The sequence below is a fragment of the Acidaminobacter sp. JC074 genome (assembly GCF_022496765.1).
Taxonomy (GTDB): Bacteria; Bacillota; Clostridia; order Peptostreptococcales; family Acidaminobacteraceae; genus JABXKX01.
On record NZ_VANV01000030.1, the window covers coordinates 23,091 to 47,815 of the forward strand.

The 24,725-nt window shown below is 34.8% G+C and carries 25 protein-coding genes and 1 riboswitch; of the genes, 6 read left to right on the forward strand and 19 right to left on the reverse strand.

Going from position 1 to position 24,725, the window contains the following annotated elements; genetic code table 11:
- Positions 1–18 precede the first annotated feature (18 nt).
- Positions 19–102: riboswitch (cyclic di-GMP riboswitch) on the reverse strand.
- A 248-nt stretch (positions 103–350) separates the two neighbouring features.
- Complete coding sequence (locus EZV73_RS24910; protein ID WP_240843169.1) at positions 351–2,435, reverse strand: methyl-accepting chemotaxis protein; 2,085 nt, start codon at positions 2,433–2,435, stop codon at positions 351–353.
- 167 nt (positions 2,436–2,602) lie between these two features.
- Between EZV73_RS24910 and EZV73_RS24915 the strand changes: the two genes are divergently transcribed.
- The 3 genes from EZV73_RS24915 (at position 2,603) to EZV73_RS24925 (ending at position 5,946) form a co-directional block, all read left to right on the forward strand.
- The gene (locus tag EZV73_RS24915; RefSeq protein WP_240843170.1) at positions 2,603–3,100 is read left to right on the forward strand and encodes a nucleoside-triphosphatase; all 498 of its coding nucleotides are present in this window, start codon (positions 2,603–2,605) and stop codon (positions 3,098–3,100) included.
- 134 nt (positions 3,101–3,234) lie between these two features.
- Positions 3,235–4,746 (forward strand): SulP family inorganic anion transporter, encoded by a 1,512-nt coding sequence (locus tag EZV73_RS24920; RefSeq protein WP_240843171.1) that lies wholly within the window; start codon positions 3,235–3,237, stop codon positions 4,744–4,746.
- Positions 4,747–4,830: 84 nt separating this feature from the next.
- Positions 4,831–5,946: an HD domain-containing phosphohydrolase gene (locus tag EZV73_RS24925; protein ID WP_240843172.1), complete on the forward strand. Its 1,116-nt coding sequence runs from the start codon at positions 4,831–4,833 to the stop codon at positions 5,944–5,946.
- Positions 5,947–5,960: 14 nt separating this feature from the next.
- On the opposite strand, the gene EZV73_RS24930 is transcribed toward EZV73_RS24925, so the two are convergent.
- From EZV73_RS24930 to EZV73_RS24965, 8 genes are all read right to left on the reverse strand, one after another.
- Positions 5,961–7,118: an aminotransferase class I/II-fold pyridoxal phosphate-dependent enzyme gene (locus EZV73_RS24930; protein ID WP_240843173.1), complete on the reverse strand. Its 1,158-nt coding sequence runs from the start codon at positions 7,116–7,118 to the stop codon at positions 5,961–5,963.
- Positions 7,119–7,168: 50 nt separating this feature from the next.
- Positions 7,169–8,653 (reverse strand): DEAD/DEAH box helicase, encoded by a 1,485-nt coding sequence (locus tag EZV73_RS24935; protein ID WP_240843174.1) that lies wholly within the window; start codon positions 8,651–8,653, stop codon positions 7,169–7,171.
- A 102-nt stretch (positions 8,654–8,755) separates the two neighbouring features.
- Complete coding sequence (locus EZV73_RS24940) at positions 8,756–9,643, reverse strand: DMT family transporter (protein ID WP_240843175.1); 888 nt, start codon at positions 9,641–9,643, stop codon at positions 8,756–8,758.
- 239 nt (positions 9,644–9,882) lie between these two features.
- On the reverse strand, positions 9,883–10,695 hold the full coding sequence (locus EZV73_RS24945) for a TrmB family transcriptional regulator (RefSeq protein WP_240843176.1): 813 nt from the start codon (positions 10,693–10,695) through the stop codon (positions 9,883–9,885).
- 9 nt (positions 10,696–10,704) lie between these two features.
- A complete protein-coding gene (locus tag EZV73_RS24950; RefSeq protein WP_240843177.1) occupies positions 10,705–11,007 on the reverse strand; it encodes an AzlD domain-containing protein in 303 nt (100 codons plus the stop codon).
- A complete protein-coding gene (locus EZV73_RS24955; RefSeq protein ID WP_240843178.1) occupies positions 11,004–11,687 on the reverse strand; it encodes an AzlC family ABC transporter permease in 684 nt (227 codons plus the stop codon). Before EZV73_RS24955 ends, EZV73_RS24950 begins: the two co-directional genes overlap by 4 nt.
- A 77-nt stretch (positions 11,688–11,764) precedes the next feature.
- On the reverse strand, positions 11,765–12,808 hold the full coding sequence (locus tag EZV73_RS24960; RefSeq protein ID WP_240843179.1) for an HD domain-containing protein: 1,044 nt from the start codon (positions 12,806–12,808) through the stop codon (positions 11,765–11,767).
- A 27-nt stretch (positions 12,809–12,835) separates the two neighbouring features.
- Entirely contained in the window at positions 12,836–13,672 is an 837-nt protein-coding gene (locus EZV73_RS24965; protein WP_240843180.1) for a PfkB family carbohydrate kinase, read from the reverse strand.
- Positions 13,673–13,864: 192 nt separating this feature from the next.
- On the opposite strand from EZV73_RS24965, the gene EZV73_RS24970 reads away from it, so the two are divergent.
- A complete protein-coding gene (locus EZV73_RS24970; RefSeq protein WP_240843181.1) occupies positions 13,865–14,110 on the forward strand; it encodes an AbrB/MazE/SpoVT family DNA-binding domain-containing protein in 246 nt (81 codons plus the stop codon).
- Positions 14,111–14,193: 83 nt separating this feature from the next.
- On the opposite strand, the gene EZV73_RS24975 is transcribed toward EZV73_RS24970, so the two are convergent.
- From EZV73_RS24975 to EZV73_RS25020, 10 genes are all read right to left on the reverse strand, one after another.
- Complete coding sequence (locus EZV73_RS24975) at positions 14,194–14,580, reverse strand: DUF5684 domain-containing protein (protein WP_240843182.1); 387 nt, start codon at positions 14,578–14,580, stop codon at positions 14,194–14,196.
- Positions 14,581–14,657: 77 nt separating this feature from the next.
- Positions 14,658–16,607, reverse strand: coding sequence for a cache domain-containing protein (locus tag EZV73_RS24980; protein ID WP_240843183.1), 1,950 nt, complete (start codon positions 16,605–16,607; stop codon positions 14,658–14,660).
- 43 nt (positions 16,608–16,650) lie between these two features.
- Positions 16,651–17,076, reverse strand: coding sequence for an NUDIX domain-containing protein (locus EZV73_RS24985; protein WP_240843184.1), 426 nt, complete (start codon positions 17,074–17,076; stop codon positions 16,651–16,653).
- Positions 17,066–17,875: a hypothetical protein gene (locus EZV73_RS24990; protein WP_240843185.1), complete on the reverse strand. Its 810-nt coding sequence runs from the start codon at positions 17,873–17,875 to the stop codon at positions 17,066–17,068. The genes EZV73_RS24985 and EZV73_RS24990 overlap by 11 nt, the downstream gene beginning before the upstream one ends.
- Positions 17,876–17,884: 9 nt before the next feature.
- Positions 17,885–19,390 carry an FN3 domain-containing metallophosphoesterase family protein gene (locus EZV73_RS24995; RefSeq protein ID WP_240843186.1) on the reverse strand — a complete coding sequence of 502 codons (1,506 nt, stop codon included), beginning with the start codon at positions 19,388–19,390 and terminating at the stop codon, positions 17,885–17,887.
- Between the two features lie 4 nt (positions 19,391–19,394).
- A complete protein-coding gene (locus EZV73_RS25000) occupies positions 19,395–20,258 on the reverse strand; it encodes a GNAT family N-acetyltransferase (RefSeq protein ID WP_240843187.1) in 864 nt (287 codons plus the stop codon).
- Positions 20,259–20,354: 96 nt separating this feature from the next.
- Complete coding sequence (locus tag EZV73_RS25005) at positions 20,355–20,765, reverse strand: iron-sulfur cluster assembly scaffold protein (protein ID WP_240843188.1); 411 nt, start codon at positions 20,763–20,765, stop codon at positions 20,355–20,357.
- A complete protein-coding gene (locus tag EZV73_RS25010; protein ID WP_240843189.1) occupies positions 20,765–21,517 on the reverse strand; it encodes an MBL fold metallo-hydrolase in 753 nt (250 codons plus the stop codon). Before EZV73_RS25010 ends, EZV73_RS25005 begins: the two co-directional genes overlap by 1 nt.
- Positions 21,518–21,591: 74 nt before the next feature.
- A complete protein-coding gene (locus tag EZV73_RS25015; protein ID WP_240843190.1) occupies positions 21,592–22,683 on the reverse strand; it encodes a zinc ribbon domain-containing protein in 1,092 nt (363 codons plus the stop codon).
- Between the two features lie 9 nt (positions 22,684–22,692).
- The gene (locus EZV73_RS25020; protein WP_240843191.1) at positions 22,693–23,124 is read right to left on the reverse strand and encodes a hypothetical protein; all 432 of its coding nucleotides are present in this window, start codon (positions 23,122–23,124) and stop codon (positions 22,693–22,695) included.
- A 174-nt stretch (positions 23,125–23,298) separates the two neighbouring features.
- Between EZV73_RS25020 and EZV73_RS25025 the strand changes: the two genes are divergently transcribed.
- The gene (locus EZV73_RS25025) at positions 23,299–24,204 is read left to right on the forward strand and encodes a haloacid dehalogenase-like hydrolase (protein ID WP_240843192.1); all 906 of its coding nucleotides are present in this window, start codon (positions 23,299–23,301) and stop codon (positions 24,202–24,204) included.
- 59 nt (positions 24,205–24,263) lie between these two features.
- Positions 24,264–24,602: an arsenate reductase family protein gene (locus EZV73_RS25030; RefSeq protein WP_240843193.1), complete on the forward strand. Its 339-nt coding sequence runs from the start codon at positions 24,264–24,266 to the stop codon at positions 24,600–24,602.
- The last annotated feature ends 123 nt before the right edge of the window (positions 24,603–24,725 follow it).

A 24,725-nucleotide genomic window follows, 5' to 3' on the forward strand; every position in this document is an offset into this window, starting at 1 on the left:
CCGGTTGCGTCACCTAACGTTTGCAACCTGGCAGTCATAGATTAACTCCTTAGACCCATAGCTTTGCGTCCCAAGATTTCTCTTGGTTTGCCGATACATCTTGTATGCTACCACCCAACACATTGCAAGTCAACGAAATGTTACCGTTAACACAATTTTTGTTACTTTCTCACAATTTTACATAAAACAACTGGAATCCAACTAAATATGTGATATAAGCTTGAACACTTGCTTACTTAGTAAAAAAATGTTAAAATTCATATAGCATTTAATCATTTATGGTTATTACTAGCCATACCACTTCACCGATTGAATGCATAAGAAAAACACTGCTTTCGCAGTGTCTTTTTTTATACTTTGAATCTCATAATCAATTGATGTAGATTTTGAACAGATTGTCTCAAATGCTCCGTTTGACTTGTGATTTCCTCCATAGAGGCAAGTTGTTCTTCAGTAGAAGCTGAAACCTGCTGAGATGCTGCTGAAGTTTGCTCGGTGATTGAAGAAACATTGTTCATAACATCTAAAAGTGAGTTGGAGTCATTTTCAATATCATTGTTTTGAGTTTTTATCTCTTCAATGCTACCTAAAAGCTCGTTTAATCTATTGAAGATATTATTAAATGTCTCTTCTGTTGTCTTAACTGCTTCAAATTCCTCAGAATCAATTTTTCTACTTTTTTCAACCGTTTGTACCGCTTCAGAAGATTGATTGAGCATGTTGTCAATAAGCTCTTTAATGTCATTACTAGCATTTGATGATTGTTCTGCTAATTTTCTAATCTCATCTGCAACGACTGCAAAACCTCTACCTGCTTCTCCAGCTCTAGCCGATTCTATAGAAGCATTCAGTGCTAGCAAGTTGGTTTGATCAGCTATTGATGAAATAGTTGTTGTGATCTCACTAATTTTCTTAGATTGCTCATCCACAGACGTAATGATAAAAGATAACTGCTCTGAAGATGCTTCTTTTTCTTTCGCCTTATCAATTAATGTCTTCATAGTATCAAGTCCAGCTTCACTTTGTACCTTTACTGTATCAGACAGCTGACCCATGTTGTTAGATAGCTGATTCACTTGATTAATCTTTTCACCAACCGATGCCGTTCTTTCTGAACCATCACTGACTTCCATTGCCTGTGTGGTCGTACCAGACGCAACGTCTTGAATGGATTGAGCAATCTCCTCTGTTGCCTTTGTTGTCTCATTGATGGCATTGGTCAGATTGTCAGCATTCATTTTTACATCTTCTGACGTTGAATTAATTTCATTAACGATCTCATTTAAAGTATCAATGGTCTTATTAAGGTTGTCTCCCATTTGACCAATTTCATCTTTTCTCTTTAGTGAAACTTTCTCAGTTAAATCACCATCAGCAACCTTTGAAAGCGTGACATTTACCTTATTTAAGTCTTTTGTAATTCTAACTGCTACAATGACAGCAATGAGAATACCACCAATGATACAGACAATCGTAAAGACAAATCCCAGTATTTGAAGTGGTTGGATGTCTGGTTTTAATTCATCTTCAGCAAATGTAACGGCTATCTTCCAACCTGTGTTTGGTTCTGTTACAAAGTACAATTCCTTTTCGACTCCCTCAAAGGTATATTCAACTGACCCACTATCTGATTGAGACATTGGTGCCCAAAAGTCTTTATCATCTATAAATTCACCAATTTCATCAGGATTAGGATGTGAAATAACAGCTCCAGAACTGTCTGTTATAAACAGTGCACCAGTATTGCCGACTTTAAAATCTTTATAAGTTTCTGATATTGTAGAAAGAGAAATATCTGCACCAATAACACCAAGTGCCTTACCGTCTTCACCGACAATTTTCTTAGCCACCGTGACTACTGGTAGGCCAGTAAATGCATCAATGTATGAATCTGTCCATACAACTTCATTTGAACCCATTGCCTGTCCATACCAACCACGGGCGCGTGGGTCATATTCTTGACTATAGAAATGTGGATAAGCAAAGAAACCCTTGTCTGCATTCAATGTGGCTTCATCTGTTAACGAAGCGCCTTTATCAGTCTTTTGATTGCCATAAAAGGCTCTGACATGTTCCTTCATATCTTCTCTGAAATTACTTGTATCTTCATAACCAACATAAATGAAGTCTGCTGCAGCATGAGAATCAACAAAGTTGTTGAAAGTCTGCATAAGCCAGGTGATGCTTGGCTTATAATAAGGTGTTGAAAGTACATTGGAATCAACACTCATCATTTGCATGGCTTCATTATAAGTCACTAAATATTCCGTAATTGTGTCTCTGGTTTGTTCAGTTAATTTAACAGATGTATTTTGTCTCATATCACCTAATCTATTAACCGACATGGTCACCAGTAATACACCAATAATACTCGAGACCACTAATATCGTCAGACCGAAGTACAACGATAACTTAAACACAAAACTTTTCTTCATAAAACTCCTCCTAAATTGCTAAAACAAATAGTGTGGTCACACTATACATTACGTACTATATATATATACCAAATAGTACGTGTTTAAAACAATTATTTAACAAAAAGTAAATTTCTTTCGTTGAAGACTGGACTTACCTGTGCTAACATCATATTTAGGAGGCGCTCATGAACATACTACTCACCGGTCCAATACAAATAGGAAAGTCGACAATTCTAAGAAAAGTCATCACACATTTGAAACTCCAAGTGACAGGTTTTTATACTGGACCCTTTACAATAAATAATGAGGTCATTGGCTATAAGATGTATGATTACAATAAGCTTACAGAACCTTTTATAATAGGCTTAAAAGATACCCCTGTCTCTTGCAAGCCTTATACAGAAATGTTTGAGACAAAAGGCTTAGAAATACTAGAAAAAAAACCTAAAGATGCCTATTTACTAGATGAACTTGGCTTTCTTGAAAGACATGCCCACACCTATCAAAAGAAGATTCATGAGATCTTGGATGGAGATGTATTGGTCTTAGGCGTCTTAAAGGATAAGCATAATGACTTCTTGGACTCTATACGAAATAGAGATGATGTTACAATCATCAGGGTAAGCAAATCCAATAGAGATTACCTAGCCTTTGAAATTATAAGGCTCATAGAAAGTATGTAATATATGACAATTCACAATCGGCTATGCCGATTTTTTGTTTTATCATACAACAAGAATATATTGGTCTTGTAACTTGAAGATGATTATGGTATAGTTTTGTCTTGTGTGTCACTTATATAACAAGGAGTAAAACAATGTACTTAATAAAAGAAAAAATGACATCTACGTTAAAAGACAATATCTTATCAGGTTTAACAGTTGCACTTGCACTGGTACCAGAAGCTATTGCCTTTTCGTTTGTTGCAGGCGTTGAACCATTGGTAGGTTTGTATACTGCATTTATAATAGGCTTAATTGCATCTATATTCGGGGGACGTCCAGGAATGATTTCTGGTGCCACGGGTGCTATTGCGGTTGTAATTGGGTCTTTAGTTGTATCTCATGGTGTTGAATACCTATTTGCAGCGGTCGTTCTGATGGGTCTACTTCAGATACTGGCTGGTCTACTTAAATTAGGTAAGTTCATCAGATTGGTACCTCACCCAGTAATGATCGGTTTTGTTAATGGACTGGCTATTGTTATCTTTATCTCTCAGTTTGAGCACTTTAAGGTAGGACACGAATGGATGGCAGCACCACAACTTGCCATTATGTTTGGTCTGATCTTGTTGACAATGGTCATCATCAAGTTTTTCCCGAAACTTACCAAGGCTATACCTTCTACACTGGTTTCAATTCTAGTTGTTTCAGGTCTAGTTGTATTTTTAAACATTGATACAGTAACAGTTGGTGATATGGCTGAGATTTCTGGTGGTTTACCAAAGTTTCATTTACCACTTGTACCAATTAATTTAGAGACTTTACAAGTTATCTTCCCTTATTCACTTGTTATGGCGACTATTGGTTTGATCGAATCACTTATGACTATGACTTTAATTGATGAAACAACTGATACCAGAGGTCATGGTAATAGAGAATGTATCGGTCAGGGACTTGCTAACCTAGTTTGTGGTTTCTTTGGCGGCATGGGCGGCTGTGCTATGATTGGTCAATCTATGTTGAATATACAGTCGGGTGGTAAAGAAAGAGCTTCAGGTATTACAGCAGCCTTATCACTTTTGGCATTCATCTTATTTGCCTCAGGTCTCATTTCAATGATTCCTATTGCAGCTTTAGTTGGTATCATGTTTGTCGTTGTTATTGCAACTTTTGAATGGACTTCTATTGGGCTTTTAACTAAAATACCAAAGTCAGATGCACTTGTTATAGTTGCTGTAACAATCATCACAGTATTTACAAATCTTGCAGTTTCAGTGGCACTTGGTATTGTACTTTCTGCCCTTGTATTTGCATGGGAAAAAGGTAAAAGAATCTCAAATACAACTACAACTGATGAAGATGGCAGTAAAGTTTACCACTTAAGTGGTCCATTGTTCTTTGCCTCAATCCAAAGCTTTAATGACTTATTTAATGTTCAGGAAGATCCTGACCATGTCATCATTGACTTTATGAATGCACATGTACATGACCATTCTGCTATTCAAGCAATAGATGCTTTAACAGCTAAGTATCTATCAAATGGCAAAGAGATTCATTTAAGACACCTGAGTCCTGAATGTAAGGATCTCTTAAAGAATGCAGAGTTTGTAGAAGTAAACATACTTGAGGATCCACATTACCATGTGGCATCAGATAAACTGGCTTAATTAAGGACTTTTTAGTCCTTTTTTTAATTTTTTGATTAAATCTGCCGATATGTGTTATAAGAGTATACATAGAAGGAGATCATTATGCGCTTTTTACCTGTTTCACATTTAAAAGGCAATGAGACTCTTGCAGTGAACATCTTCTCTAGCAATCTTCAAATTCTTGTTCGTGAAGGAGCAACATTGTCACCTAAAATGATTCATAGACTTAAGCAGTACGGGATTAGGTCTGTATACGTTGTAGATGAGAAAATGTCAAAGATTTTACAAGGCCATGTCAAGGATGTCATCGATACTTCCGTACGTGAAAAATCAGCTTACAACCTAAAGAATTCTTTTGAACGCTTCCATAAGCAAGTCAATATGCAAAAGAATAGCCTCCGTTATGGAGATGTTGGTCAACTGCTTTTTAAACAAGTTAAAGATATCTCACATGATCTTATCAAGGAAATACTCACAGCAAATGATCTTCAAATTACCATGCAAGATATAAAAAGCCTACATGATTATCAATTCAAACATGCCGTGAATGTGGCTGTTTTATCTCTGATCATAGGTGCTGAACTGAACTTGAAGCCGGATCAGTTAGAAAACCTAGCCCTTGGTGCACTGCTTTCTGATATTGGCTTTAACTGGATTGAAAAAGAGATTGTTTTAAAGGAAGATAAGCTAAATGATCTGGAGATGGGCGAAATTCAAAAACATGTTGCTAGTGGTTACCAATACATTAAAGACAACACCACCTTTAATGCACATGTTAAAAGCATCATCATGCATCACCATGAGAGGATGAATGGTATGGGCTATCCTATGGGTCTAGGTGAAAATAATATTCATGATCTTGCTAAAATCGTCATGATCGCAGATGTCTATGATGCCTTAACTTCTGACAGACCACATAGAAAAGCATACAACCAGCATGAAGCCATTGAATATATCATGGCCAATGCAGGCACCTTATTTGATTTTAGGTATGCCAACATTTTTACTAGAAAGGTAACACCATATCCTGTCGGTTCATATGTACAACTGTCCAACCAACAAAAGGGTGTTGTTATAGAAAATAACAAGGACCACCCTCTTAGACCAATCGTAAGAACTTTTGGTATTTCCTCTTATACAGACCAATCGTCTTTTCAGGTCAACTTATTAGAGGAAACCAATATTGTCATAGAAAAAATCATCTATACATTACATTAGGATAATGCTAAGCATTATCCTAATTTTATCTGAGATATTCTCTTAAAGGCTTTTTCTAATGTATTTTCATCAACAGTACATGCAATTCTAACATAACCTTCACCACACTTACCAAAAGCATTGCCTGGTATGGTCAAGACTTTTGCTTCTTCTAAGATAATTTTAGAAACTTCTTCACTGGTTTTTCCAGTCTTTTTAATGTTGATAAAGAGATAAAATGTCCCCTTTGGTTCTAGAACAGACATCCAAGGTATATTTTGAATCAAGTCATAGGCTTTTAAAACACGTGATTTATAAAGTGAAACCATTTCTGGCTGAAGTTCTCTTTTATGTTTTAAGGCATATATAGCCGCTCTTTGAGAAATAGATGGTGCTGTAAATACAACGTTTTCATTGATCATCTGACAGGTTTCAACAATATAATCTGGACCAATGATATTACCAACACGCCATCCTGTCATGGTATAGTCTTTAGAGAACGAGTTTAAAATAATCAAACGGTCTCTGATCTCTTCAAACTCTATCAATGATACAAACTTATCTTTAAAGGTATAAGCACCATAAATCTCATCTGAAATAATTAAAAGATCATACTTTCTAGCAATCTCACTGATGACTTTTAATGTATCTATATTAAAGACTGTACCGGAAGGATTATTTGGTGAGTTAATAATCATGGCTTTGGTTCTTTCAGTAACAGCTGCTTCTAAATCTTCTAAAACCAGTTGAAAATCATTTTCTTCATAAGTTGCAACTTCTACTGGAACCCCACCAGCCAATTGAATTTGCTGAGGATAAGGTGTAAAGTATGGTGCGTGTATAAGCACTTCATCCCCTGGATCTAAAATGGCCTCTAGGGACAAATACATACCTAAACAAGCGCTAGCAGTAACCATAATCTCTTTGTCATCAATTGATACGCCAAACGACTCTTTATAATCATCTGCTATAGCAAGTCTTAGTTCAGGGTCTCCCCTAAAGTCTGTATATTTGGTATGACCTAAATGTGCCTGTTCAAAGGCATAGTCAATTATCGGACCAGGTGTTGTCATATCAGGATCACCTAAACTCAGATTGATTACATCATCATACATTTTTGCCAGTTCATCGACAGCCCCCATAGGTGTGGACATGTCTTTCCAATATTTTTTAGAGATATACTTATGTTTCATACAAAGCCTCCAATATCTGAATTGTTTGATAACTTATTTTAAAAAGAAGCCTAAGACTTCTTTCTAAATAGAGATTTCAAACTGAACTTCTTCTTTTCTTCTTTTTTTATGACAGCTACTTGTTTCGGCTGATTAATCGGTACAAAATTCTTTTCAATCACACGTCTAACAGGTTCCTGATGCATCTTCGGATGTTCCCTTCTATCAGGTGTACGGTGCCTATTATCATGTCTTTTATCAGAAGCGTGTTGCCTTCTATTGTTTTGACGTCTCTTATCTTGATTAGGCTTTCTATTTTGTTTATGTCTGTCAGTATGTTTTCTTTCTCTAGGTTTTTTATCTTTTGCAGCAGCATCATGTCTTGCCTTTCTAGCATTGTAGATTTCTTGCCAGATATCATTTAACTGAGCTTGCCCCTTAGAAACAACTTCCTCATCATATGCTTCCATTTCATCAATTCTTGCGCCAGCATGTTCTTCGACTTCGTATAGTGCATAAATGTCATCGCTCGTTACCATTGAAATGGCACGGCCACCGCTGCCTGCACGGCCTGTACGGCCTATTCTATGAATATAGCTGTCTTTGTCTTGTGGTACATCATAATTGATTACAAGGGCCATATCATCGATATGAATACCTCTTGCAGCAACATCAGTAGCTACAAGAACCTGTATCTTGCCGTCTTTAAACTCCTGAATGGTTCTCATACGTTTATTTTGCGTATTGGCACCATGTATGGCTTCAGAAACAATACCGTTTCTAAAAAGGTATTGATGGACCCTATCTACATCGACCCTCATGTTGCAAAATATCATACAAGATTTAGGTTTCTCAGCATAAATAAGACGCTTTAGCTGTTTTCTTTTCTCATTGGCTTCAACTCTTAAATAAAACTGATCAATAGTATCTACGGTCTTTGTATCTGAATCCAGTTCAATGGCCTCAGGCTCATTCATATACTTGGTACAAATTCTTTGTATTTCTGGCGGCATAGTAGCTGAAAATAAAAGGGTTTGTCTTTGTCTAGGCATAGACTGAATGATTTTATGAATCTGGTCTATAAAACCCATATCAAGCATTCTATCAGCTTCATCCAAAACCAGGTACTTCATACCCTTGGTTTTTAAGTTACCTTCTTTTATATGATGAATCACTCTACCTGGTGTACCCACTACAACTTTAGCACTCTTAAGATCTTGAATCTCCTTTTGCATGTTGTGGCCACCGTAAATTGGTGTAGCCTTTATCGGCGCATATTTCGTATATAATTTGATATCGTTACATACCTGAACGGCTAACTCTCTTGTAGGTGCTAAAATTAAGACCTGTGGTCTTTTTTCTTCTGTTAATTGCTCCAGTACCGGCAGAGAAAATGCACCTGTCTTTCCACTACCTGTTTTAGCCATGACAATCAAATCTTTTTTATCAAGAACTCTTGGTATAGCAAGCGCTTGTACCTCTGTTGGATTTTCAAATCCTAACTCAGAAATGGCTTTTAAAAGATTATTGTCATTAATTAATGTTTCAAATTTCATATTTTCCTATTCTTTCTTATTGTCTTACAACCACTATAGTATTATGTTCTGTCAAAAAATACAAGCTATCTGGCTAAAACAGTATGCATTAAAAAAAGGTTCCTAAGGAACCTGATTATAAACAAGATCTGTTTTTTTCTTTTTTGTCATCAAAACAACAGACGATGAGATCAAGATTAAAGCAATCACATCTTTTGTATAGATGGGTTCATGTATTAAGATAACTGCACTGATTACTGAAAAGACAGGTAACAGATTCATAACAAAGGACATGTATGCAACACCGAGGTGTTTTAGGCCATACATATAACACAGATAACCACAGCCAGAAACTAAAAACGCCAAAACTATCATATTACCTACAACCGACATGTTTGTAAATAGATTAATCTGTCTAATAAGAGTTTCCTTGGAAAATATCACAAGTGGTGTCATGACAATAGAACCTATCAAACATTCATATGTTAGTATTTCTAGAGAAGTATGTCTGACAAAAAGTTTCTCATTAATAAAAGTAAATATAACCCATGCAACAAGTGAAAGAATCATTAATGCTGCACCTAAGAGTGGTGCTTTAGAAGTCTCAGATTCCCCCGTAAGAAGGGCTATACCTATCAACGATATCAACAAAGCCATAATGGTACGTTTCGTTAAAGACTTGCCTCTAAAGAAACGTTCACCAAGTATCGTAAGCATTGGTATGGTACCATTTAAAATACCTGCAAATGATGCTGAAATATAGGAAACTGAATAACAGGCCATTATAGGATAAATTGTAATACCTAATAAGGCTGAAACTATAAGCGTTTTCTTTTCCTCTTTGGTCCAGTTGTTTGTTTTATTCCTAAGCATAAATCTATAGAAGATACCAGCTAGTAAATATCTATAGAAGACAACTTCAATTGGTGTCATATAAATCAACAGTTGTTTTGTAAAGACAAAACTTAGACTCCAAAATACAGCACTCAATAATCCAACAAGATGTTTCATAATCTTATTTTATACCTCAACTTCTAAACTCGATTGATTCACTCTAGTTTTTACTGATTAATTATTCTCATAAAAAATTGATGATTTCAATGAGATTATAAACCTATTATTTATGAAACACAATACTTTTTTAATCATGATTATGTACTTTTTTTAGTACACTTTTCTTGCTGATTAATGATGTTTGATTATGCCACTCTTTTATCATCTAAAACTAAAAAAGATACTACAACAGTATCTTATTTGTCTTTAAAACTTTCATATTCATCATCGTCATAACAGAAATAGTCTTTTCTTATTAGGTCTAAGGCTTTTTCATACTTATGATCATCAATTTGATAGGAATAAGAGTTGATCATAACATCATGGGCAATAAAATCATCTTTTATGTCTATCTCCCCAGGTTCTTGTGTCCAGGTGACTCTAGAAGTTCCTTTTTTTGAAATAACGCCTGATATAACATGGCTGTTATCAACAACGACTATGATGTACCTATCCTTTTTTTCAGCTACATATCGCTCAATTCTTCTATGGGCGACCAAAGTCTCAATAGGACTATTCTGACCAAAATAAACACCTCTAACGGATACACCATCTTTTATTTTTTCTTCTACCATAGGTAAAAGCTCATGTAGCTCCTCATCCCATATGGAAAAAGCAATTCTATCATTAGCATCCTTTAATATCAGATTGATAAAGGCTATGATGTCACCACGCCCTTTAATGATCTTTTGCTCATATTCTTCATGTTTTGTATTGTAGATCTGTTCAGCATAATCATTTAGTTCATCAATCATCAAAGCATATTCATCTTTTAACTTCATAAAAAGAAGTCTAGGTTCTAAGGGTGTAAAAAGCCGTTGATCATTTTCAATATGTTCAAAAGCCGCAGATTTTTGAATCAAACTTTCAACGACTTCATAAATTCTTGACCTAGGTATTTTAGATTGTTTACTGAGACTATAGCCATTAACAGGATGATGTTCTAATAGCGTAAAGTAAGCCTTAATCTCATACTCAGTAAAACCCAGTTTCTTCATGTATTCAACCATAAAAGCTCCTTATATACTCAACAAGAGAAAAACAGTAAGTATTGATGCAAACACCGGCAGTATCATACCACCTCTTTTCCATGCAATAACAAAGGCAACAAGTACACCCACTAATGATATCATCCATGAACCTTCAATGGCTGAAAACATACCCGGTACAATCAAAGCTCCCAATGCTGCAAATGGGACAAACTCCAGAAACTGCTTAACATACTTGGGAAGTTGTCTATCTGATATCGTTACAAAAGGAATCACTCTAGGAATATAGGTTACCAGAGCCATACCTAAAATTACCATCATTGTTTGACTCATGATGCCTCCTTTCTGTAAATTACAACACCAAGTGTTGATACTACCACTATAGTCAGTACAACGCTCCACCCTTGAGGAAAGTGAAGGCCCCATCTAAATATTGTATTAATAAGACCTGCCATCAAGGTTAAAACAACAGCCTTTTGGTTCTTTTTAATTTCCGGTACAATAATTGAAACAAACAAGGCGTATAGACCTATACCCATACTTATTTGAAGGACTTCGGGGAAGAAATTCCCCATAACAAATCCTAAACAAGTACCTGTGACCCAGCTTAAATAAGATACCAGTTCCAATGTCAAAAGATAAGAAGATGTCAACTCACCTTCAGAAAATGAGGCAACAGAAAAAACCTCATCTGTCACAAAGAAACCCAGTATAGGTTTTAAAGGATTTGGGACATGGTGTAGCTTTTCTACCAAAGAAGCTGACATAAAGAAATGTCTAAAGTTTAGAAGAAGTGTCGCCAGTACGACCTCGCCCATACCTGCACCTAAAGCCAGCATGGACACACCTATAAATTGACTAGCACCTGCATATAATATAAATGAAAAACTTAATGTTTCCATGAAGTTAAAGCCATTTCCCTTTGATAGTATACCAAAAGCCATGGCAACCGGAAAATACCCCAACATAACTGGAAATCCAGCTTTTACACCGTCTTTACAACTTAATTTCATACAACCTCCTATTAGTAATTATTCTAGTAACTACTAAGTAGAAAGTCAAGAAAAACTTTAAGCTATGCCTAAAGTTTTTATAACCACATTTTTTTCACTTTGAATAAAGCAAGTTTTAAATGATCATTTGATAAACTAGAATCAGATATTATCAGCCATTCCTCTAATGTTTCATACAAACCAATGACAAGCTCAGAATAATTGCATTGTAGTACATCTAATTTCAGCAACTGATAAATGTGTTTGAGACCTGATTTTAATTTAGATAATGACTCCTCATTTACAATATCCACCCGATTCAATCCTTTAATAAACTTTTTACATATTACATCCACATTGAGATCCAAAGAATAAAGGATTTCTAAGGCTTCCAAGGACATAGACTTACTCTTGTACTTGATGAGCTGATCAATATCATCACTGATTTCACTATCTGATAAAAGACGGTGTTTTTCCATAATCGCCTCTTCGTGTGACACTTTTGTTAACTTTTCAAGCTCTTTGAAGTAAGCATTAATCTCTTTCAACTCATCGGTCATACAGTCATGTTTTTTTATCAACCAGATGATTGCACGAACTTTTTTTGAGTAATCATGGAGGTTTACAGCACTCATGGACATATAGTCTGTTTCGATTAAAAACCTTAAAGCATCCGGATTATAATTCATAACAAGTTGATCTTTAGTCTCAACAGCGACTAAGGCTCTAAAACTTTCGTACTCATCCATATCTTCATGATCGTACTCATGGGCCATAGCATCGGCATCTTTAATCATTTCGTCATAAGGGCCATGTATGAGGTCTTTCTCACTGTGATGAAAAATGGCATGAGAAATTAGTTCGATTTTGTCTAAATCAAGTTCGTAGTGATTAAGTAAACGTTCCGCTTCTACAGCACCCGTATGACCGTGGGGGTCACCAAGAGACTTCATACGTCCTATATCGTGTAACCAACCAATCAATTGAGCATCGTCTTCATCGAGTTGCCTCAGTTTTGCAAGTAACTGCATATTTTCAGAAACATGAATGGCATGGCTAAAATCCTTATTTGGATGACCACTAATTTCAGTTAATCCTAAAACATAATTTCTAATGCGTGTAACAATTAAAGATTCTTTCATACAAAACCTCCCATTTAAGGAATACCCCTATTCTCTATGATTATTCAAAAAAAACTTCACACCATCTACAACACCTCTTTGTGTAACACTATAAGCAGCAACTTTAGATGCACTTTCAAGTGCCGTCTTAAAGTTTAATTTTTTCAGATATCTGTAATAGCAATAAGCACCATGAAATACATCACCTGCTCCTAATGTATCGTGCACTTTAACCTTAATGGGATCGATCCATCCGCTACTATCAGAGTCTCTATAATAAAAAGACTTTTCGTTGTCCGTGATGGCTAGATTTTTCTTAACAAAATCTTTTAGATTTTTCTCTGGATGTGTACAGTTAGTATATGCAATGACATCCGTTGCAAGTGACATACACTCTCCCATATGCGCTTTCCAAGACCCCGCATCAAGTACACTTGGAAGAGAACAATTCCTTAATACCTGTAAGGACACATTAGGCAAGTTACAGTCAAGTAAAACGCAGTTGACGTCCTTAAAAACAGTGAAATCTTCAAAATCATCTGCAATTAGATTTTGACCACTTATAACAGTTCTATCACCTTTGCCATCTATATGGATAGATGAAACAAAAGGCAAAATGTCTTTCCCTTCTGCTAAATCAATTATTTCAATATCATAGCTTCTTAGTTGATCTTTGATCATGGTACCAATCAAACTGTCTCCTATATGAGTAAGCAGCTTCGCCCTACCACCTAGTAGACAATAAGTGATGGCCGCATTGGCAGCTGGACCACCAATGTAAGACTTGTAATCATTCGTTTTAGTTTTTTCATTACTACCAATATGTTTATCTAAATAATAAACATAGTCCAATCCTGTTATTCCAACAAATAAAGCACGTTTCATAATATTCTCCTTTGAGAATATTTTAACATAATTTTCTATTTGTTGTGAAACAATTCTCTTTTCATACATTTTGTAATAATGTAAGAAAATTATGGTATTTTAGTAATATATGTTAAAAATGAATTTACAAATACAAGCTTTTACTATACTATATAAGTAGGTTTACATTTTTTACTAAGAAAGGGTAATTTAATGAAGTCAACAGGTATTGTTAGAAAGGTCGATGAACTGGGTCGTGTGGTAATTCCAATTGAGTTAAGAAGAACATTAGGAATTGATATCAAAGACGCATTAGAAATTTTCACCAGTGAAGATACTATCATTTTAAGAAAATACAATCCTCTTTGCTACATTTGTGGAGACTCTGAAGATTTGATTTCTTTTAAAGGCAAAAGAATCTGTGGAGATTGTGTCAGTAAATTAGGCGAAATGAAGTAATTAAATCCCTCAGGGGATTTTTTTATTGCCCTCGATAATTACATATACAAAGAAAAAGACTGCTTTCGCAGTCTCTGTAGTGATTAAGATTCATAATAATTGCCAACATATTCAACTTCTGAGCTAAAGCCCATATAAAGCATAAAGAATGGTGTAAAGAAGAAATACAGAAGAAATCCTCCAATACCAAAACCATAGCTTTCTACAAACTTATAAGCGAAGTAAATGCCTATTACACCATTGATCAATGGCACCAATAATAATAAAATAAATAATGGATTTAAACCTGAAATCTTTAACATTTCCCAAATATTAAGAAATGGAATGAGTGATTTCCAACCATCTACATCAGCCTTTTCAAATACCTTCCACATTGCTATGATTGATACAACAATCATTCCCAACCACAAGAGGAAAAAACCACTTGAAAAAAATGCAAAAGCTCCTAATTCTGCGCCTGAATAATTCATAAGACCCCTTTCTTTCACTACTTATATATTTTATCAGACATCTTAACTTGGATACATTAAGTAAATCTTAAATAAAACTAAACATTTTTAGTTTCAATCCATATTTCTAGATGATCTCTATTGTCTGGATTGACATACATCTTATAACCTAGGCCTCTGGTCGCAATATCATAGGCAATGAACATTTCTAGGCCATGTTTATCAGAGTGGATGTTTACATCAAAATAAGCTTCAAATATACGCAAGAACTTCTCATCAAATAAAATACTGGTATCGGCATATTTTATTGTATCGTTTTCATATTTTATATCTACCTTCATACCTGTTTGATTCTCTTTATAAGAATATAAAAGAATATGTGCAAACATTTCTAAATAAAGGTTAGAGACTCCTTGTATTTCAATATCCTCAGTGACCAAGTTTTCATAAGGTATTTTGACATCATTTTCAAACATGAACTTTTTAACACAATAGTCAATGGTTGTTTTAAGGTTGAGCTGAGTAACATTCATATCATCGTAATTCTTTAAAAGTTTACTCATGCCATCAACAATCTCTTTAAGGTTTTGCTGTGAAGTATGAATAATATCAATTGAAGTTAAGACTGCTTGATCAGTCGAAAAATCTATGGACTTTAAATAATCTGAGGCAATTAAGGTTGAACCTATAGGTGTATTCAAACGATGTGCAAGATTTTGAATCAAATACCTTGATGTTTTTGATTTTTCAGCTTCCAGAATGACTGCCTGCTGACTCTCTAGTTGATCTAAAGATGCCTCTAACTCAGCGTTTACCTTTGAGAGCTCTGCAGTTCTTTCATTTACAAGCGACTCCAAATGCTCATTGTCAAATCTTACCCTATTCAAATCATCAATCAGATGTTTTCTCATTGATTCTGCTGATTCTACCAATCGAGATATCTCTGTATTACTATTTAACAGTTCATCTGGTATTGTTTTAGCCAAGTTACCATGACTGATATCACTTAAGATTGTAGAAATGCTGACTATTGGATTAGAGAGTCTCCTACTCATATAATTAGAAATAATAAATGCAAATATAATAGTCAAGGTAACGATTAAAATCATAACCACAATCAAGTTTCCAAAGACATCAAATACCTCCCCCTTTGGTATCATACTTGCCATTGTCCAACCATTTTCTAATTTCATGTAAGCTAAAACAAACATTTGCTTTTCGGCTTCTACTTCAAGACTACCGTAATCATTGGCGTTGATGATATCCAACCACTGATTAAAATCATTGATTTCATCAGGTACTTTTCCGAACTCATATCTCGGGTGATAGATGGTTCTTCCATCAGGATAAAGAAGATAGACTTCACCAGACTCATAAAGTCTTGAGTTTTCAAGGTAACGGATCACATCCGTAAGATATAAGTCCATGCCTGCTACACCAATAACTAAACCATCTTTTTCTAACGGTACAACATAGGAAGTAATAATTTGATCTATAGAACCTCCGGCAATTGATAAATACGGAAAAGTCCAAACTGGTCTTTTTTCTGCAATCGGCACTTCATACCATCCTCTATAATTTTCATCAAAAAATTCCATAGATAAAACTGCTTGTCTTTCATAGACTCCTTCATCTACACGTAACATCCAGGTATCTATAGCCTGACCCCAGAGATCATGGTTGAAATATACATAGACAGAAGAGGCTAAGTCTGTTCTTTCGCCAATGAGTTCTAAATCATCAACTATGCCCTCATTATATTCAAATACATAATTCGTATCAGCTTCAGCTTTTTTTACGTCAAAGTTTGAAAGAATCACACTCTCTAAAACTGTTACTGCAGATTCGATATTAGAAAACTCCTTATTAAACTCATTCACATTGACTTGAAGTTGAGTATCTGCCATCATAAGAGATTCTTCAGTTAGTACATTTCTAATATAAAAAAAGAGCACTATAAAGACAACAGCCAAAATGGAAATATTAACTGTCATAATTGCTCTTCTAAACTGACCTGATATACTGATGTTGTCTCTAAACTTATTCACAAATAACTCACCTCATGTTTGTTATACCCATAAAGCGAATAGATTATAGCTTTTTTATCATTTCTTTCATCACATGTTTCTGATATTCAAGTGTCATCCGTTTGATCTCGGTATGTTTAAGATGCACCAGTCGGTGATCATCTTCACCAGAAGCGACTTGCTCAATAAGTTTCACCTCATAACAATGACCAATTAACTCGTAGTAATTTTTAGATCTAAATGATTGGTGATACTCTCTTTGAACACCTAAATAATCACCAATCTCAATGGTATAACCAACTTCTTCTAAAAACTCTCTTTTTAAACATCTCTCATGACTTTCGCCATCTTCTAGGCCACCACCAACAAAGAAATAACCATCATTAACTTTTGCCACTACAAACTCGCTTCTAGTGTAAACAAGACCATATACACCAACCCTTTCCTGGTATCTTACACCTTCTTGCTTTTCACCAAACTTATTTCCCATATGTCACTTCCCTTGTTATATATTTTGTTAGATGACCATCTCTATAGGATTTCTTTTCTACATAGTCTCCTTTATCATTATACACATACTCATATTCTCTTGTCATAAAAGGGGATATTTCTGATACTCTGTTACCATGTTCGTCATATGAAATAGACATTTCAGAGATTTCTCCATTACTTGTAGAGATTGTACGGATAAGATTGTCCTTGTCATCGTAAACATTTGTTGTTTCATCTCCATCCTCTGATAAGTAATGTTCAGCTTTACCATTCTCATGTAAAGTAATTTGTAATGTATGTTTTGTCTCATCTGGGTAGCTTATTATTTCTGTATATCTCATATTACCATCTGTTTTTTCAATAGATTCAGAATAAAGCTCACCATTAATATAGATAATAGCTTTTACAGTATCCTCATTATATTCATAAAGTGTTTTATTGATTTCCACATCATTATGGTATACCTTAACAGATTTCGTTTGATCACCTGCATATGTGTACTCTGTAAAATACTCGTTGATACCATCTATTCTTTCAATGGTATCTAACAAGCCACGCTTATACTTGTAAGTACTGATATTATGGTGACTACCATCAGGTGCCATGGTATAAGCCTTCATGAGTAAACCATTCTTGTATTCCTTACACTCCGAATAGGATATTTCTCCTGCTGTGTATGTATCATTTATATATTCAATATTATGATAATGTATGATCTCTTTTGTTATAAGTCCTGATTCGTCTTCTTGGCATCCAACCAATAAAAGTAGAATCAAGACAAATAGTAATCTCTTCATAAATTTTCCTTACTCTAGTGTGAACTCATCTATCAATGTTATTTCATCTTCTATTGCATAAGCTTTTACTTGAATTTTATTTTCTAAAAACATGACTTTAACAAATACAGGATTATCCTCGTCATATACCACATCTTGCCATGACCTTTCAACAGCTTGTTCATAGTACTTAGAGCCTGAACCGGAACCACCGACTACATAATAGGTGCCTTGATCATCTTTTTTATCGTCTTTCATCTGCGTACGGGAATAGATATGATCATGCCCACTTAAAACAAGGTCAATTCCAACTTCGTCAAAGGTCCCGTAAAAGTCTCTTACAGATGAGCCATCATACTTGATTGGGTATAAACTCCTATGCATGAATACAAGCTTAAACTTGTCTACATCCATAATTTCTTTAAGCCACTCTTTTTGCCTTGTATGAGAACCCTCAGTGTTTATAACAGCTACACGGGCATGAGGTAGATCAAAGTAATAATTCTTGTTTGAGCTTCCATTATCAGGGTAATTAAAACTATCAATATAGTTTTCTGGCGTCCCATAAGTATCATGATTGCCCATACATGTGGCTAGGATTTCAAGATTAGTATCTGCCATGGCCTTGTGAAAATAGGTCCACTCAATAAGTGAATCCCCTCGGTCCACAAGATCTCCTGCTATGTATGCCATATCAAAGTCTTTTGCCATTTCATAGTTTTCGCGAAATCTCATGTACTGCTTTTGACTGTAGGCTTGAATATCCCCAAAGTAAGCCATTTCAACTTCATCATCAGGAAGTGATTTGAAATGATAATATGTAGATATCACCTGATCATTGCCAACTCTGAATCGATAGGTAGTATCCTCTTTTAAATCATCCACTATTAGCTTATAAATATATTTATCCGAAGTTTCAGAGTATTCATATGGTATTTCTTCCTCAAGATCATCTATATAAAGTCTATAATCTTCTGAGTGATCGAGTGCAAATGTTATGCCTACCTTTGAAATATCTTCTCCTATGGATACATGAACCCTATCAAGTTCCAAGAGTTCTCTTTTGCCTCCAATAAATAAAATCCCATTAAACTCATAATCAAATCCCAGAATGTCATGGGCAATTTCCCAAGTTAAAGGCATATAAACGATGTCCTTGTAGAACAACAACGGATAATCTGACTGTATCTTCTTATTATCTACTTTCACATCAAAAGGCACAGTAGTGACTTTGAAGCTTTGTCCTACTTCATAATCACCGTCATTAAACATAGGGACAAAAGCTTGTGCCTTAACCTTTAGTATATTAAGCCCTCTTTCACCTGAGTACTCAAGTCTTAAACCTAAGCCTTTTACATAATCTGATGTCATAGGTACATAGGTGATATTCTTATAAGTAAAAATGGGATATGTACTATGAGTCTTATCAACAACAACACCCTTAATAATGACATCAAACTCAGGAATTGTTACATCATTGTCACCGTATGTCACTGGTAACAACAAAAGAAGTATAATGATTAAAACTTTTTTCATTTTATCACTCCTCACGTTCAATATTATTAGTCAACTTAAATCTTAAAGGTACGAAATGTCTTACTTCTATATTTTCACCTTCGAAGAAATCACTTTTATCATAGTTTATATGACATTTTATGAGATAATCATCATATTGAAACTGATAGCCTTGTTTACAATTAGACAACTTATAATTTTTGAACAAACTTACTAAATTAACTTCTTCATCATACAAGAAATCAATTTCTATTTCTTTCAAAATCGGATTGTAACCAGTAAAGTGATATGAATTTGGCCCTATCCAATTAGCAAGCCTTACATAGACCAATTGCAGTCGCTCCTGATCATTTAAAAATCTAGGATTGTAATGACCGTAAGTAACACGGTCTAACCATCTGCCATCTATATATGTATGCTTGTAAAGGTGACCTTCTTTGAACATACCCAGCTTTTTCATAATGTTTTCGGACCGATTATTCAAATAGACACACCCTGTTGTGATCTTCTGAATCCCCATCTCAAAGGCATAATCGACAACTGCCTTGCTGGCCTCGAAGGTATAACCTTTGTGCCAAAACTTCTTATGGATAAAGTATCCAAGTTCAGCATTGCCACTGTCACCTTTTTCAAGAAGAGTAAAGCCTACAGAACCGACATGTTCATTATTCTCTTTTAAGAAGATGCCAAAAAAATAGCATTTTCTATCTTGCCTATGAGCTTCATCAATACTAAAGACTAGATTTTCTCTAGACGCCTCATATGAATGGGTTTGAATATCCTGTATGTAATACATGACCTCATCATTAGATATTAAGTCATGGTGGGCTTCTAAATCATTTATCATCAAGTCTCTAATATAGAGCCTCTTAGTTTCAAGTCTTACCATTATACCTCCTAACTTCTATACAATAAGGATACCCAAAAAAAACCATGATACATAAGAAGTTCTCAAAATTTAATAAAAAAAAAAGAAATGAAAAACTTATTTCATTTCCGAATCATTTTCTGCAAAGTTTAGAATGGCCTCCCTTAAAGCTTGTATGCCAAGTAAAGAACAATGAACTTTTTCATCTGGCAAGCCCCCGAGTGCTTGAATGACATCATGATCACTTAACTTGTAGGCGTCAATAATATTTTTCCCCTTTGCAAGTTGGCTAACCATACTGGATGTGGCAATAGCCCCTGCACAACCATGTACCAAATACTTGATGTCACCTATATAAACATCTATTATTTCATTACCAGATTTTTTCTTATCTATTCGTAAGGTGAGCTCCATATAATCACCACAGTCTTTATCACCAGCATAACCTTTGCCGTTAGCGTCTTCTAGAATCCCAACATTTTTGGGATTCATAAGATGTTCCATAACAATATCCGTATATATTTCCATTAAAAAATAAACTCCTTTCCACTAGAAAGTCTATGTAAGCGTCCTTTTAAATGCTTTTGTAGGTATCTATAGGCATATCTACCTGTACAGTGTCCTGTGTAAAATATTGTAGACATTCTTAATAGTTCATCCTTCAAGCCTTCAAATTCATAGGTCTCTTCATAATCTTTGAGATGCATCCCACCGAAAGCATGACTTACAGGCTTACTAAACTTATTTTCTGCTGTATAAATCATATTGCTTATGCCTTGATGGGAGCAGCCAGAAAACAGGACTAAGCTAGATGGCAATTCTATTACCAGCATGAGTTCATGAGAAAAATCATCCAAACAATCATTTCTGAACAAATGATCATTATCAGGAACAAAGCCAAACTTAGACTGGTTTGTAAGTAGATGAATGTTAGATTCTATTGTAGCCTCCTTGTCTACTCGAATACAATCATAGTCTGGCATGCTGATATCACGATGCCTTGAACTTAAAACTTCTGAGGCACCTGTTTGTATGTATACAGGCTTGTCCTTTAGGTAATTTAAGCCACCTGTGTGGTCTAGATGACCATGTGATAAAACAACATAATCTACTTCATCGATAGCCACATTCAGCTTTTTTGCATTCTCTATAAAAGTCCTGTCAGGACCCAGGTCATAGAGTATCTTAGTTCCATCATATTCTATATACAAAGATAAACCAAATGCAGCGTCTACTTGCGAACTTTCTTGAGTATCTTCAACCAAAACGATAACCTTCATAACACCCTCCATTAGCATATGCCAATAATAATATAAATCATTCGTACAAAAAAGTCAAAAGTAGAAGTCTCCTTCTACTTAATGTCCCACTGATCAAGCTTAGCTTCAATTATCCCACTTTCAATGTAAGGATCCCTATTCAAATCAAGCTTAAGTTGATCTTTATCTCTGGATTTAATGACCATCAGAGCACCAAAAGCGGTTTGTCCATATGTTAAGTCATAATCATCTTTCAGACCATCCATATAGACTTTTCTAAAGTTCATAAGTTCTTTATCAGCTTCTTTTACACTTCTCTCTATACGGATATATGTTATGATCGGTTTTTCAACTGATATATCTTCTTTTTCTTCCTCTGCTAAAACTACTTTTACAGGTAACTTATATTTAGATGATAATAGATAGAGATATGTTTTTAACAAAATCTCATCTTCGTATTCACGGATGTCTATGGTCAAATCTTTGGTCTTTAGTTCTGCTTCCGTTTTAGCCACAAAACGAATACTTTCTAAATTTTCATTAAATGATAACTCAATGAAGCTCAACTCTGTTAGATAAGCTGAGTACCTAGAATGCATGTCCCTTTCCATGTCGTTTTTCTTCATCCAGTTGATAAATAGCTTTTTATCATGACTGTAGTTAAAATCTATATATTCCTTTCTGTGATAAACACCGAATAAAAAGGAACCTAGAAGTATTGGCAAACCAACAACAATTAATAGTACCAGAAGATCCATTTCACTAGAAGACCCAACTAAAAACATAGCAAATAATGAGCCCAAAACTCCAATAAACCATATCATTGACTTTTCTCCTACAACCCCATACTTAAAATCTCGAGTAGGAAGCCAATCACTGATATCAAAACTTTCTTTTAGGCCTGAAGTATCCAACAAGCCTTCCTTTTCATAGGCCTGATCAACAATACTTCTAAATAACCGCTTGTCTATGGTTTCTTTATGGTCTTTGATTTCATTGCCACAAACCCTACAAGTCCCATAGTAAGGATTCTTCTTACTACCACAGAAGTTACAGGTTTTTTCTATAAACTTAAAGGTCACTTTGTCTTTCTTATCAACGTCTCTCTCATTAATAGTCCCGCATTTAGGGCATTCTGGTTCATAATCTTCATACTTTCTAAAACATTTTCTACATCTAATCATCATATATTTCTCCTAGTACAACAAATCTTTTTCTTCAGCTTCTTTTTCTTTTTTCATACCAATGACGCTACCTAAACATAAACCAAGGCTTAAAAAAATTGCCAGACTGCTTGTTATAATAGATGTTAAGGAAACACCTAAACTCACACCAAATAAAAGACCCAAACCCGCATAGTGATTACGAATACTATCCTTTTGTTTAAAACCGTATCTTTCATCAACAGTCTTTCTTAACTGGTCATATAATTTCTTAAAAATTTTGCTATCTACGGTCTCGTCGAGAAATAGGTCATTTATAGAATAAAGCATTTTACTGATATCTTTATCATCTGCCTTAATTTTGTCAGATAAATTAATGATATGGTCTATTTGGTACTTTTCTCTTTCTTTATCTCCAAGATCCTTGGTGTTTGATATAAATGTATGTTTAAAATCATTATTCATAATCTTATCCTCCTATATACATAATAGACCAAAAAACTTATAAAAAGCATCTACTCGCCTCAAAATGTAATATTGTTGTACAAAAATGTAATTTTGACATATAATTATATGTGTGTAACCTTAGGGGCAAGAACATTTAATTGTTTGTGCCCTTTTTTGTATATTGGAGGAAATATGAAAAGAATAATTGATCGATTTGGAGTAAATGATGCATTTAATAATGAAGATTTATTAGAAAGCATAAAAAAAGCAGAAGGAAGAACCATGGTCAGCGAAATCATATGCCCGATAACACCCCTACTTTATGATGTGAGCAATGTAGAACTAGCCGCAGCCTTTGGGGCAGACATAGTCCTCTTAAACATGTACGATGTCAACATGCCTATAATATCAGGCATTGACTGTTTGCCAGACGAAAGTCCTATTCAAGCATCTAAAAGGCTGACAGGAAGATTTATCGGTGTCAATCTAGAACCTGTTGATGAAAGCTTAGAACAAAACAGCATTCCTCCAGGTAGACAAGCTACACTGGAAAATATTCAAAAACTCATCCATCAAGGAGCTGATTTTGTCGTATTAACAGGCAATCCAAAAGTCGGGGTCAGTCATGCATCCATGGTCAAATCCATTAAGGAAATTAAAGATAAGTTTAAAGATAGAATCATAGTTGTCGCTGGCCGTATGCATGCATCTGGTGACATAAATGCCATTGGTAGAAACTTAATTGATTCAAAGAAGTTAAATGAAATTATCGACGCTGGCAGCGACATTATTCTCTTGCCAGCACCTGCAACCGTACCAGGTATTTCAAGAGAAATAATCAGCGATATGATACAAGAATGTCATTTGAAAAATAAACTGGTCATGACCACAATTGGTACCTCACAAGAAGGCGCTGACAAAGATACTATTAAACGTATTGCCCTTATGGCAAAAGAAGCTGGCAGTGATCTTCATCATATTGGTGACTGCGGCTATGGACCAGGTATCACAGTACCGGAAAATATCATGCACTACTCTATCGTCATCAAAGGCAGACGTCATACTTATAGAAAAATGGCCGCTTCCATCAACAGATAAGTAGTTTTTCTTTCATAAATATGTTAAACTGATTTGTAGTAAAATATGAAGGAGCGCTTATGAACATTCAAATATTTGGTAAGAAAAAATGCTTTGACACAAAAAAAGCTGAAAGATATTTTAAAGAAAGACGTGTTAAGTTTCAAAAGATTGATATGGTCTCAAAGGGTATGAGTTTGGGAGAACTAAAATCAGTGGTTCAGGCCATTGGACTAGATAATTTAATTGATGAAAATCATGCAAACTTTCATGATAGCCTATTTCCCTATACAAGTGATTATGATAGAAAACTAGAAATCCTAACTGAATATCCAGAAATTATCAAAACACCAATTGTTAGAAATGGAAAAAAAGCCACACTTGGTTATCAACCGGATGTATGGCAAGAATGGAAATAAGCGTATGAATGCGCTTATTTTTTTACCTAAACTTATTTTTCTAAGCTTTATGGTGTTATTATATATAACATTTAACTTTTAAAATACCTTTTTTTAAAAAATGTCAACTGATTTTTTAACTGG

Excerpts from the sequence above, each read along its gene's own strand:
- EZV73_RS24925 (WP_240843172.1), top strand. The coding sequence starts at position 4,831 with ATGCGCTTTTTACCTGTTTCACATTTAAAAGGCAATGAGACTCTTGCA.
- EZV73_RS24950 (WP_240843177.1), bottom strand. The coding sequence starts at position 11,007 with ATGAGTCAAACAATGATGGTAATTTTAGGTATGGCTCTGGTAACCTAT.
- EZV73_RS25015 (WP_240843190.1), bottom strand. The coding sequence starts at position 22,683 with ATGATGATTAGATGTAGAAAATGTTTTAGAAAGTATGAAGATTATGAA.
- EZV73_RS24935 (WP_240843174.1), bottom strand. The coding sequence starts at position 8,653 with ATGAAATTTGAAACATTAATTAATGACAATAATCTTTTAAAAGCCATT.
- EZV73_RS24915 (WP_240843170.1), top strand. The coding sequence starts at position 2,603 with ATGAACATACTACTCACCGGTCCAATACAAATAGGAAAGTCGACAATT.
- EZV73_RS24975 (WP_240843182.1), bottom strand. The coding sequence starts at position 14,580 with ATGAATTATTCAGGCGCAGAATTAGGAGCTTTTGCATTTTTTTCAAGT.
- EZV73_RS24955 (WP_240843178.1), bottom strand. The coding sequence starts at position 11,687 with ATGAAATTAAGTTGTAAAGACGGTGTAAAAGCTGGATTTCCAGTTATG.
- EZV73_RS25005 (WP_240843188.1), bottom strand. The coding sequence starts at position 20,765 with ATGGAAATATATACGGATATTGTTATGGAACATCTTATGAATCCCAAA.
- EZV73_RS25020 (WP_240843191.1), bottom strand. The coding sequence starts at position 23,124 with ATGAATAATGATTTTAAACATACATTTATATCAAACACCAAGGATCTT.
- EZV73_RS24910 (WP_240843169.1), bottom strand. The coding sequence starts at position 2,435 with ATGAAGAAAAGTTTTGTGTTTAAGTTATCGTTGTACTTCGGTCTGACG.
- EZV73_RS25000 (WP_240843187.1), bottom strand. The coding sequence starts at position 20,258 with ATGGTAAGACTTGAAACTAAGAGGCTCTATATTAGAGACTTGATGATA.
- EZV73_RS24920 (WP_240843171.1), top strand. The coding sequence starts at position 3,235 with ATGTACTTAATAAAAGAAAAAATGACATCTACGTTAAAAGACAATATC.
- EZV73_RS24970 (WP_240843181.1), top strand. The coding sequence starts at position 13,865 with ATGAAGTCAACAGGTATTGTTAGAAAGGTCGATGAACTGGGTCGTGTG.
- EZV73_RS25010 (WP_240843189.1), bottom strand. The coding sequence starts at position 21,517 with ATGAAGGTTATCGTTTTGGTTGAAGATACTCAAGAAAGTTCGCAAGTA.
- EZV73_RS24930 (WP_240843173.1), bottom strand. The coding sequence starts at position 7,118 with ATGAAACATAAGTATATCTCTAAAAAATATTGGAAAGACATGTCCACA.
- EZV73_RS25030 (WP_240843193.1), top strand. The coding sequence starts at position 24,264 with ATGAACATTCAAATATTTGGTAAGAAAAAATGCTTTGACACAAAAAAA.
- EZV73_RS24965 (WP_240843180.1), bottom strand. The coding sequence starts at position 13,672 with ATGAAACGTGCTTTATTTGTTGGAATAACAGGATTGGACTATGTTTAT.
- EZV73_RS24985 (WP_240843184.1), bottom strand. The coding sequence starts at position 17,076 with ATGGGAAATAAGTTTGGTGAAAAGCAAGAAGGTGTAAGATACCAGGAA.
- EZV73_RS24940 (WP_240843175.1), bottom strand. The coding sequence starts at position 9,643 with ATGAAACATCTTGTTGGATTATTGAGTGCTGTATTTTGGAGTCTAAGT.
- EZV73_RS24990 (WP_240843185.1), bottom strand. The coding sequence starts at position 17,875 with ATGAAGAGATTACTATTTGTCTTGATTCTACTTTTATTGGTTGGATGC.
- EZV73_RS24995 (WP_240843186.1), bottom strand. The coding sequence starts at position 19,390 with ATGAAAAAAGTTTTAATCATTATACTTCTTTTGTTGTTACCAGTGACA.
- EZV73_RS25025 (WP_240843192.1), top strand. The coding sequence starts at position 23,299 with ATGAAAAGAATAATTGATCGATTTGGAGTAAATGATGCATTTAATAAT.
- EZV73_RS24945 (WP_240843176.1), bottom strand. The coding sequence starts at position 10,695 with ATGGTTGAATACATGAAGAAACTGGGTTTTACTGAGTATGAGATTAAG.
- EZV73_RS24960 (WP_240843179.1), bottom strand. The coding sequence starts at position 12,808 with ATGAAAGAATCTTTAATTGTTACACGCATTAGAAATTATGTTTTAGGA.